The 12,414-nt window shown below is 40.2% G+C and carries 6 protein-coding genes; all 6 read right to left on the bottom strand.

What is annotated here, in order from left to right:
• Positions 1–75 precede the first annotated feature (75 nt).
• The 6 genes from D1164_RS09015 to D1164_RS08990 all read right to left on the bottom strand — a co-directional run bounded on the left by D1164_RS09015 (position 76) and on the right by D1164_RS08990 (position 12,356).
• Entirely contained in the window at positions 76–819 is a 744-nt protein-coding gene (locus D1164_RS09015; RefSeq protein WP_119349627.1) for a glycosyl hydrolase family 28 protein, read from the bottom strand.
• A gap of 36 nt (positions 820–855) precedes the next feature.
• Positions 856–2,376: a glycoside hydrolase family 28 protein gene (locus D1164_RS09010; RefSeq protein WP_206610962.1), complete on the bottom strand. Its 1,521-nt coding sequence runs from the start codon at positions 2,374–2,376 to the stop codon at positions 856–858.
• A gap of 7 nt (positions 2,377–2,383) precedes the next feature.
• Entirely contained in the window at positions 2,384–3,859 is a 1,476-nt protein-coding gene (locus tag D1164_RS09005; protein ID WP_119349625.1) for a glycoside hydrolase family 28 protein, read from the bottom strand.
• Between the two features lie 25 nt (positions 3,860–3,884).
• Positions 3,885–6,746 (bottom strand): glycosyl hydrolase, encoded by a 2,862-nt coding sequence (locus tag D1164_RS09000; protein WP_119349624.1) that lies wholly within the window; start codon positions 6,744–6,746, stop codon positions 3,885–3,887.
• Positions 6,747–6,997: 251 nt separating this feature from the next.
• The gene (locus tag D1164_RS08995; protein WP_119349663.1) at positions 6,998–8,605 is read right to left on the bottom strand and encodes a RagB/SusD family nutrient uptake outer membrane protein; all 1,608 of its coding nucleotides are present in this window, start codon (positions 8,603–8,605) and stop codon (positions 6,998–7,000) included.
• Positions 8,606–8,627: 22 nt separating this feature from the next.
• Positions 8,628–12,356: a TonB-dependent receptor gene (locus D1164_RS08990; RefSeq protein WP_172594394.1), complete on the bottom strand. Its 3,729-nt coding sequence runs from the start codon at positions 12,354–12,356 to the stop codon at positions 8,628–8,630.
• Between the last annotated feature and the right edge of the window lie 58 nt (positions 12,357–12,414).

Raw genomic sequence — 12,414 nt, 5'->3', positions numbered from 1 at the left:
AACAGTAATTCATTAAGCAGATTATGGCATACTGCTCTTTCATCAGAATCCAGCAAGCCATGACTGGCCCTAATGTTAACGGATTTTCTTCCCGTCTTTATTGATGTTGTTTACGATTGAAAGATTCTTTGAAGCTCCTGCCTGACTTAACTCCTTCCCTGAAGTATCGAAAAAAGAATCTGAAAGATTCACCCGATCGCATTCAGACAGCAGGATTCCCTGGCTGTTCTCAACAGAGGTACTTACTGTGGTAATATTGCTAATGCTGACCAGGGTACAACCATTATAGAATTGCACATTCCCGCACGCTTCTCTCAGGTTTATTCCTTCTATAGTTATACTATTGCATCCTTTCATGTAGATTAACGCCGGGCATAAGCTTCCAATGTTTTCTTTCAGGTAGCCTTTTTTACGCTGAGTTTTTATACTCTCCAACACTAAAGTTCCCTGTCCTTCAATAACCCCTTTACCTACAACTCCTATACTGTCTTGCTTTTCTGCCCATAGAAGGGCATTTCTATTTTCCGGCCCATCATAGTCGTAAATTGACGGAGCAGCCACAAGAACAGCCCCTTCTTTTAGTTCGATTACCACATTCGATTTAAGCTGAATACTGCCGGTAAGATAACGCCCAACATAAAAAACAAGGCGACCACCACCATTTTCGCTAATGTAATCAATTGCATACTGAATAGAGCCAGTATTTAATGTAATTCCATCAGACACAGCACCAAACAATGATGCTTTATACTCTTTAGCTGTAAGTGAAAAAGACCACAACAGTAACGCATTAATTATTATGATTTTGTAAACTTTCATTCGTTTATATTTTTAATTTTCAGACAGAAAAAACTATTAATATACCGTAACACCTTCTGTATTGTGTTGAATAATTTGCTTCTTACCTTCGCTTTCCGGTTCTGTAAAAATCACCTCTTTAAACGAACCTCCTTTCACATCGTCCATTACAATAGCCGGTCTGTAATCTTTTTTCTGTGCTCTCAGGATTACATTTTCAAATTCAATACCTTCGGCATGACGGACATAAAATCCCCAGGCAGGTAACTCTTTCCATTGCGAGAATTCAGGATATCTTGCAGGCATTTCAGGGATACTGTCCAAATCCGCAGGAGATGTCCCCCTGTAGGCATATAGCGGGTTTCCGGCTCCGGGATATACAATTTCAATGTTTTTTAGTTTTACATCCTGAATTTTATAATCAGGAAGGCCAACAATACTTGCCGGAGAGATATTTCGCGGATTGTCCTCCACTGGCCCTTCGTAATTGTATCCCGCATCGGGTTTGCCTATAGGCACTTCAGCATACACATTCGATATCCGGATATTTTTCATGCTAGGCTTTTTACCTTTGCTCCAACGGTCTCCAATGCGAAGAAAAATAACATTTCCTGTATTAATTGAGCGGACACTATCGACCTCAATGTTTTCAATTATCCCGCCATCAACAGCAGCAAAAGTGATGGCCGAACGAAAGGTATCGAAAATGGTAATATTCTTAATTTTGAAGTTACGGAAACCTCCACGGGAAACAGTTCCGAACTTTAATCCATTGGCACTTGACCTCCCAATACAATTCTCAACCACCACATTTTGGCAAATACTGTTTGCATCGTGCGATTTAAAACAAAGAACATCATCGGCAGCATCGAAATAGGAGTTTTTCAGGACAACGCCGTCGCAATCCACAATATCAATTCCATCGTTATTCCAGTATGATTTACTATCAACATAAATATTATCAACATACAGGTTTTTACATTGGTCATAAGTCTGATTCCAACTGGCAGGATCGCGTAAAGTAATATCGGTAATCGTCACATTTGTACATTCGCGAAAGTAAACATTCTGTGGGCGCCTCCATTCCCGGGGCCTGTCATATTTTAATTCATCTTTAAAAATCCCCCGGTGGATATAATTAACCAGGTTATTGGCTGTAATAAACCCCCGGCCATTAATGGTACCTCTCCCGGTAATTCCTATATTATTCTGATTAACTGCAAATATCATTGCCACCCATTTAATTTTGGGGTCGCTCACATAATCGAAAGGATTGGTAGATCCCAAAATGGTTGCCCCGTATTTCAGATGAAGAGTCACATTCGATTTCAGGTAAATTGTTCCGGTAACATAATTCCCGGCATCAAAAACCAGGCGTCCACCGCCATTTTCACTGATATAGTCGATGGCCCGTTGAATGGTACGTGTATTAAGGGTTATTCCATCGGCCTTCGCGCCAAAATCGGTCACCAGATAATCTTTTGCCGATACATGTATAGTGGCAAAAAGCAAAAAAGCGAACAAAGTAACTCCAGGCTTCCCCATCATTTTCAATTTAAATAATCTATTATTTATCATGAGTTTATTATTTTTTCTGAATAATTCCGGTTGATTTATACTTATGAACCTTTTTCCCTCCGCCAGGACTGTTATATTCCATCCCTGACATAGCAGCTCCTTTTACATCGTCAAAAACAATGGCAGGCCGGTATTCTTTTTCCTTAGCGGTCAGCACAACATTCTCAAACTTTATATCCTGTGCATGCCGCACATAAAAACCCCAGGCAGGTAATTCCTTAAACTGGGAAAACTCAGGATAGGCCGATTCCATTTCCGGAATACCATCCAAATCGGAAGGTTTAATTCCCCGGAAGGCATATTTCGGATTACTTCCTCCCGGATATACAATCTCGATATTACTTAAGGTTACATTGGAGATATACTGACCAGGAAGACCAACAATACTTGCAGGCGAAACATTTCGTGGGAGATCTTCTACAGGACCTTCATACTCGTAACCGGCGTCGGGTTTGGATGCCGGAATTTCTGCATACAAATTACGGATGGTAACATTGCTCATGGTTCCTTTTCTTCCTTTGTTCCAACGTGCCCCAATTCGAAGGTATATTGCATTTCCTGTGTTGTATGCACGAAGGCTGTCAACCAAAATATTATCGACCACTCCTCCGTCGGGAGTGGCAATTGTGATGGCCGAACGAAAGGTGTCATACACTTTATTATTAATAATTTTGAAGTTTTTATACCCTCCTTTGGTTACCGTACCAAACTTAATTCCGTTAGCACTGGAACGGGCAACGCAGTTGCGTACTTCTACGTTTTCACACATTTTGTTTTCATCATGCGATTTAAAACAAATGGCATCGTCTGAAGCATCAAAGAACGAATTGGTAACCAGTACATTTTTACAATCCACAATATCCAACCCATCATTGTTCCAAAATGCCTTACTATCGACAGTAATATTATTGATTTCAAGATTTTCACACTGATCATACATCTGTACCCATTCAGCTGCATTTTTTATAGTGATTCCTTCAATTTTTACATTTTTACACTCACGAAAACAAATACCTTTCGGACGATATTTTGCTGAACGATCATATTTTAACGGATCTTCCAATATTCCTTTATGAACCTGGTCAAGCACATTGTATGCAAGTTGGCGACCTTGTCCATCAATCACTCCAAGGCCGGTTATTGAGATATTTTCGGCATTTTTTGCATACACCAAAGACCGGTAAGGACTATCAATATTATAATCGTAAACATTGGTAGAACCGACAAGTATAGCCCCTTCATGTAAAATAATGTGTACATCTGACTTCAACTCAATGGTACCGGTAAGATAACGTCCTACATAAAAATTCAAGTGGCCTCCTCCACCTTCATGAATATGATCGATAGCCTTTTGTATCGCGGTTGTATTTAACGTTGTACCATTTGATTTTATACCAAAAATGGATGCATTATAATCAGCTGCCCAAAGTTTTGAGCAGGATAACAATGTAAATAACAGAACAAATATTTTTAACTTTTCCATATTCAAACCTTTATTAATATTTTATCTAATAAATAGTTACAGGTCCCAACATCCCCATTGATTGTATGGGCTGATTTTTGTTTTTTAGCAATGTAAACTTCTGTGCTGTTTCATTATCTGTTAATGTTTTCATGTAGTTCCCCATTGACGTGATGACATGAATTTCAATTTCATTGGCTCCATCATTCAGCTTTCCTGCAAGATTGTAGATCCGGTCGCCATACCACTTAACTCCACAAGATTTACCATTAACAAACAGTTCTGAAACTCCCCATACTTTCCCCAGGTTCATATAATTTGAAGTCTCTTTTTTAAGGGTAATGATTCTTTTATATACTGCTGTTCCAGTGAAATTCACATATTTTGTTTCTTTTAGATCTGTGAGGGCATACATCTCAAAATCCTCGATGGTATGTTCCCGGCTATGTCTTAATTCAACTTTCCAGTCATTGTTAATTGTTTCCGCATACTCACCAGATATGGGTATTGGCTTCCATTCCTTTCCATCTTTCTCTTCGCAAAATACAATGATACGCGATTCTGCCGGCCCCAAATCAATCTCACAACTGTTTTTATGCAACTGAATCCGGTAACGTTCTCCTGTTTCAGGATCCCAAACCCAGGGGTAGCGCCCGTTCACTATCGTTTTCGTGAAAGAAACATTGGTTTTATACCGAAGGTGCATGTGCACATTCTGAAAATAGAATATTTCACTTCCGTCATCAGCCTGATAGCGGGTTTGCATAAAGAAACGGTTTGGTTTTTCAATGCTCAGGTAATGAGGGATGGTGTACTGTTCCATTACCTGCATATACCATTCAAGAAACCGGTTATCAATTGGCTTTCGAAGAAGGATGAATTTGTCTTTGTATGATTTAAGTTTTTCCACAAGCCCCGAAACTTCGGCATCTCGCTGCTGCCAGTCTTTTAAACCCAGTGATTTTTCAGGATACTTTTCGATACAAAAAATACGTCCTCCCGATGCTACAAATTCAAGGAGTTTTTTCAACGTTATAATTCCTATGCTGGTCACCTCTGGTAGAAAAATTGTTCCGTATTCCTTGGGGCCATAACAAAGTTTACCTCCTTTTACAGTTGATTTATTAATAATTATTTCGGTTGTGTAATCGGCCGCACCGCCCGTCTTATTTATCGATTCCCAGATAATCGATGTATACTGAACATTTAATTTTTCCGGAAACGGATCGGTTTGAACTCCCATTTCGCCCCACATATCGTAATTTGGAGGAAGGATTACCATATCGGTAAACATATCCGCGTTTTGCAGCAAACTTGAAATACGCGCCTTGTATTGGTTCAGATATTTAAAATAAGGCCACCAATTGTTATTCTCGCTATAATAAGAACCGTACTGAACCCATCCGGGGAAAGGAGCCTCGGGTGGAGAATAATTAAATCCATGCCAAACGGAATGTGTAATCCCTGACATGATACTCATATCTGAACCTATTTTCAGCTGTTCTAAAGTAATGTTGAATACATTATAAGTATTCGTCATTTCTTCACAACTCACAATCCGTTTCCCCTCAAGATGTGCGGCAGAAGAAACATATTTATTTATCATTGTATATCCGCGTCCGCGCCGATAATCATCGTCCGACATTTCTTCTCCCACGCGGTGCTTTAACCAGTTGGTTGTCCACGATTCACCTTCCGGAATATCGTAACCAAGACTGGTTTCCAGCGGAAAAAATGCACGGCCATAGGCCTGGGCACGGGATTTCACATTATTGTCTTTACACCATTCAAGATAGGTTTGTGTAAAACGTTCATACAATAGTTCTGCCTTGGTTAGTTCAAAATCAAAACGCACACGTTTAATTTCTTCTGCAAAATCGCCGGTTTTTGTTACTCCGTAATTCGCATCAACAACAGCGCCCAAACGTCCGACTTTAAACATAGTAAAAGGGAGGTAAGGCATTAAATCATATCCACGGCGTTTTTTGAATTCGACAGGCAAATCTTCATTCCAGTTACACCCCTCCAGTTCCATCGAATCGGTAAAAAAGGCTCTCAAATGATTTGCCAATGGGCCAGTCTGCTTTTGTATCGTATCCGACATGTGGTCAAGATACTTCCGAACAGCCTCTTTGTCCATGTGATTAAGAATGGGGCCTGCTGCCCCGGGTGCGCCATTTATTACACTGGCAAATGAATCTACTTTTACCAATGCATAAAAGAAATGTTTCCCGGCGGGAACATCAACCTGAATAATCTGATCCTTCAGTTTGTCGGTCAGGTCAATCACCTGATCTAAGCTACTCATTGGGGCAGGGACCAACTTCAAAGATAATATGTCGAAAGTACGGCTTGGACAAGGCACAGATACGCCAGGGTCCACCTGATCAAAAATATTAAACCGTGATGTTTCAAATTGTGTTGGGCCTTCAAGTTGTTCCGCATAAACTAAGGCTACCTGTGCCCTTTCATTGCGTTCCAGGGTTTCTGCCCCAAAAGGCCATCCGGATCCTACAATCAGATCACAGGTCATATTCAGTTTTTTCGCCTCATCAAATGTAATTTGCAACATTTCAATCCATTCATCACTAAGCCACTTCAGCGATTTTTTCCCCAAATCATCTCCTGTAGATGGGAATTCTATGGGATTAATTTCAACCCCACCAATTCCTGCTTCTTTAAGAAGGTGTAATTCTCGGATTAATTCCTTTTTCTCAACCTTATCTCCGTTCCACCACCAACGGACAAATGGACGGTAAGTAGAATCAACATCTTTAAAAACGCTAAACAAACCTGAACTTATCAGTCTGTTTTTAAAATCATTGTGTGTCCCAAAAGCAGGAAACCTTGCAGCTATAAACCCAGCCGAAAGAATCATACTCTGAGAAAGAAAAGTTCTTCGCTTCATTACTATCTGCACAAATGGTTAAGAAAATAGTTGCCTTTATATCCTTTGTTGTGAGTTAAAACCAAATATCCAAACACATAAACACACCTCTAAACCAGGCAATCCAATATAAGGATACATTCGTCTTACCCAGATTTTATTGCTCGGGATACAAATTCAACTCTAAATATCAACTCCTCAAAAGAATATTAATCAGGCAACCTGTTACCCGATTGCCTGATTAATATACCATAGTTAAGTCAAATTAGACACTAATTCTGCTCACATAAAGGATTATATAACATTTCTTCCTCGGGAATTTGCAAAGTCATATCTGTTACGCTCAACGTTCCTTTATCCACATGGGTTGCCGAATTTGAACGATCTACTGCAATCCCCCAACGTTTATTATTAAAAAATTCACGTCCATCCTCTCCCCACAATTCGATACGGCTTTGTAACTGTACCATTTGTAAAGCAGTCAAACCACTCATGCTTGCATAATTGTCGCAAGTCAAGGTAGTTTCACCTGCTTTTGTACGCGCGGCCAATAATATATTAAGGGTCTCTTTTGCAGCACCTTCACTGCCAGCCTGGGCCTGTGCTTCTGCTTTCATTAACAATACTTCTGATGAACGCATATAATAACAAGTAACCGTACCAACATTTTTCTTGTCGTCTGTTCCAATACCATGGGTTGCAGCAAATTTCAGGTTAGTATAAGCAGGTATGTAACGAATTTCGCCTGATGTTGGATAAGTATAATCGCCAAAAGCTGTCTCCATAAAGCAGTTTTTGCGATAATCTGCATCATCAATTTTTTCATATAAACGGTTATCAATGCGTGCATAGCCAATACTCCCGTTTCCTTCCCCAAATGGATTTGTCCAGCCATTATGTGCTGTAAGAGCCTGCCCTACCGGCCAGCCCAAAATAACTTCAGGATTTATCTCATTAAACAGGAATCCATTTGTTTCCGGTCTGATCACAGGATCTGTTGCCGTTCCAACATTTTTTGTTCCACCATACACATCTTCTCCCATCAAGTCCGGATAATTCTCGAGGATGTCATCACAATTAGAGATTACTGCTGGCCAATCACCTGTGGCCAGTGCAACTCTTGCAAAAAGAAATTTAGTAACTGCCATATCAATATCACCCAGAGTATCGACTGTATATCCAACCTTTGCCTCATCTAACAAAGTGATTGCATTTGTCAGGTCATTTTTTATAAAATCGTAAGTATCTTTTGCGCTTGAACGTGGTTTATAATCCTGAGTGGGTGAATAAAAATCGTACAACATAATTCCTAATTTACTATCTCCTCCCTGCAAATAGGCATCCTGATAATTATCCATCAAATAATTGTAAGAATAAGCACGAGCCACTAATCCCCAGGCTTTAAACTTTTTCAGGGATGCATTATCGCCAACAGTTTCATCATCAAGAAAATTCAACATTTTATTTGCTGTTGTAATAATGTTCCATGAAGAGTGCCAGTAATAGCTGTTTTTGTCCACTGCTGTTGAAGTAAAGTCTCGTAAATAATACTCATCGGCGCCAAAAATACTTAAGTTTTTATCGCCAAATACAATATCATTTCCCTCCAAGCTACGCATGAAATTCATTCCCTGAGTTGTTCTGTAACGAGGGTCTGCTGTTCCTGCCCCACTAAGGGCACTCCCGTTCATCAGGGTGGGCATTGTATTGGCCATACTTCCCATTACCAAAAGTATTTTTTCTTCGTCGCCAGAGGCCAATAATTCCTTTATTTGTTCGTCAGTGATCTTATTCGGTGGAGCAATATCCAGTTCTTCTGAACATGAATACAAGATCATGCTTGCTAGAAAAACTATTCCGATTATATATACTCTTTTCATAATTTTCTGATTTTTAAATGATTTATAAATCCAGGTTAATACCAAATGAAATTGTACGCATTGAAGGATAGGCATAAGCCCCTACATCAAATCCGCCCACCAAAGACATCCGGGGATCGATTCCTGAATGCGATGTGAACATCCATAGATTATCTGCTGATACATACAGCCTCAAATGATTAAGACCATATCTTTTCAGGAAAGACTCGGGCAAGGTATATCCAACCGTAATATTTTTCAGGTTCAGGTAAGAAGCATCAAACAGCGCCAAATCAGAATACATCCAGCTTCCAAATGTGGCCCCATCGCCATAGGTATTTCCATACATAGCTATCGGAAACTTGGCATTTGTGTTTTCAGGAGTCCAGGTATTTCCAATTAATTCAGCAGATAACGCACTATTCAGGTTATCGCTGCGGTATAAATTATTTCCATATTCAGTACTGTAAAACTTACCTCCTAACTGATATGCCAACATAACTGATGCATCGAAGTTTTTATACTGGAATGAAGTGTTTAAACCTCCAATCCAGTCAGGAATTGAGCTGCCTACCTCATAACGTGATGCCGTTGAATAATCAGTTGTTTTTACATCATCACCAACAGCCACGCCAGTATATAGTCCTTCTGCATGATCATCTTCTGTTACCTTGTGGTAAAACATGGGAAGCCCGGTTTCCTGATCCGGACCGGCATATTTAAAAATATACAGATTATAATAGTCTTTATCAATTCCCCTAAGGTAGGTTACATTGGAAGAGCTACCTGTTCCGGCAGCTGACCAGCTATCGGCATTTGCAGTCCAGTTACCGTCCAGTTCAGGAGAACCAACCCCTGGAGGTACGTCTCTCAATACAGTTGTATAATGAGTTCCGTTTAGTGTAACCGTCCATAATAAATCCCTTTTCTTCAACACATCTACACTTAGTTCAATCTCGTACCCCTGGTTCTGGATTTTGGCTGAGTTTTTTATCAAACTTGATTGCCCCAGTGAATACGCAATTGGTTGGTTCCAAATAGTATTATTGGTATTTCTGTTGTAGTAATCGAATGTACCATAAACTCTGCTAAATAAGCTAAAGTCAAGACCAACATCAAAAGTTTTTGTATTTTCCCAGGTGAGACCGTCATTTACAAAATTGCCCTTTTTAAGATTAAATTTTTCTGGTATACCGTTACCTCCGGTTGTCTCGGTATATTCGGCACTGTAAGACCATACCTGATAGGTAGCATAGTTTGGAATACCGCTTTGGTTACCAATCACACCATAACTGGAACGTACTTTCAGGTTGTCTAACCAATTGCCAGTACCGGCCATAAAATTTTCACTGGAAATTCTCCATCCACCGCCAATTGACCAGAAAGTTCCCCAACGGTCAGATTCTTTTTTAAACTTTGAAGAACCATCGCGACGCAAAGAAGCTTCGGCATAATATTTACCATCATAAATATAGCGTGCACGGCCTAAGTAACTTTCCATTGCCCTTTTTTCTTCACCGCCCCCCGGTGAGGAGAACGTACCACCTACATACCGGCCTACAAAATTCACATTGGCAATAAAGTTAGGAATCAACTCATAAGCTGATTTATAGTTCAGATTTTCAAAATGATATTTATTGAATTCGTGTGCCACCAAAGCATCAAAATGGTGTTTATCAATATCTTTATTATAATTCAACAACTGCTGTGTATTAAGTATGGTAACATTTTGGAATGTTTTACCATAGGCCCCGGTTCCTTTTACCTGCCCTGTTTCACTTTGCCAATAGCGGGTACGGGTCTCATGATATTTCTCAAAGTTGAGATTCGTTGTAAAGGTAAAATCCTTCAAAAACTTTATTTCTGCATATGATCTTGTTATCAAATCACTTGATTTTCTAGTATCCTGGTCATTATCCAGCATAGTGAGAACATTAGCAGAAGCCAGTGAATTAGAAGGCTGTCCAAAAGGAGAATAACTGTCTGTTCCATAAACATGTACCTTCTTCTCTCCGTTCTCCATTATTACATTTCCATCTTCATCACGTGCGTACAAGGGAATTAACTGGTTTTGACCATTAATAAAACGGAATATATTTGCTACTGCCGATCCCGGGTTACGTCCCCAGCGTGTGGCAGGAGATTGAGTTTCGCGGTATGAATACGCAACATTGGTTCCTACCTTTATCCATTTGTATAATTGCGCATTTAATGTAGTACGTCCGTTATAACGTTTAAACTGGGAGCCACGTATATAAGATGGATCTTCCAGCAACCCTAATGAAACAAAATAATCGGATTTTTCAGTACCCCCACTGGCCGAAACATTATACTCCTGCCGCAGGTTACTTTCCATTAAATACTTATCGTAGTTATCCTCGTACAACAATTGAGCTTCGGGGTTCAACTTCCCATCTGTGTTTATCAGATAGGCACCCGACATGGTTGCGCTTGCAGTGGCTCCGGAACCTGTTGGAGTATATACAGCCCCAGGAACGTAATATGCCATCCAGTTTCCAAGATTATTTCGCTGAAAGGCGTCTGTTGCAGAGCCATTGTAATCAAATAAATGGGCGCTTGCAAATTCAGCCGCTTCCTCATGGCTCATGTTTGGGTTCTGTACATTTGTAGTGTAATTTTTAGCTGTACCTGAACCATTCACTCCATAACGTACCGAATTGTAAACCGTTTGCCATGCATACTCATAAATATCTTTGGGAGCTGAGATTTTATCGTATTTATACGGGCCTACCTGATTGACGCCCCAGCGTCCTTCAAACGAAATTCTTGTTTTGCCGGTATCCCCTTTCTTAGTAGTAATCAGGACTACACCGTTAGCTCCGCGCGATCCGTACAAGGCAGTAGATGCCGCATCTTTTAAAATAGTGATATTGGCAATATCCCTAGAATTAATAGTTGACAGAGGATTTGCATGTTGTGCAGGCACACCATCAATTACCACAAGCGCATTTGAGTTGTTTTGGCTGGCAGAGCCAACACCACGCAAACGGATACCCATATCTAATCCAGGTTGCCCGTCAATAGCAGCGACCTGCAACCCGGCAACAGCACCTTCCAGGGCACGCGAAACAGTTGAATTTGCCTGAGTAGTCATCAATTGGGCATCTACCGTACTGATAGAACCTGTTAAATCCTTCTTCTTAACCGTACCGTAGGCTACAACAACAACCTCATCAATACCTACGGCATCCTCTGCTAATACAATATCTATCCGGTTTTTGCCTTCGGTGCTTATTTCCTGACTTTTCATCCCCACAAAAGAAAATTGTAAAATGGCATTTTCGGGGATATTGTTCAGAAAATATTCTCCGTCTGCATTGGTCACTGTTCCCTGCGTAGTTCCTTTTACCACTACGGTTACACCGGGCAGGGGTTGACCACCGGAATCAGATACTTTCCCGGAAACGGTTTTTTGCTGAGTTCCGTCAGAATTAATTTGCAAACCAAACTCTTTCTCCTTATGAATAACAATCAAACGGTTATCCAATGTGTATGTGATGTTGCTGCCTTCTAAAACATGATTGAGTATTTTTTCAACCTGCTCGTTTTCAAAATCAACATCTACTTCTTTACTAAGATCAACCTGTTTGAGATTGTAGAGAAATGAAAACTCCGATTGATCTTCAATCAGTTCAAACACCTTCTCCAGCGTTAAGTTCTTACCAACAAGGGTTAGTTTCTTCGTTTGAGAATAGCTGTTGGCCGAAACCTGCAGCAAAGCGACAAACATGAACAGACAAATTAGCTTCATAGTTCGATAAAGTTTTGGAATGTTGCCAAACGGGCAACAACTCCCCGTAATTCGTTTT

This window comes from Mariniphaga sediminis, from assembly GCF_003573545.1.
GTDB classification, from domain to species: domain Bacteria; phylum Bacteroidota; class Bacteroidia; order Bacteroidales; family Prolixibacteraceae; genus Mariniphaga; species Mariniphaga sediminis.
This window is presented reverse-complemented; position numbering and strand designations above follow the sequence as displayed.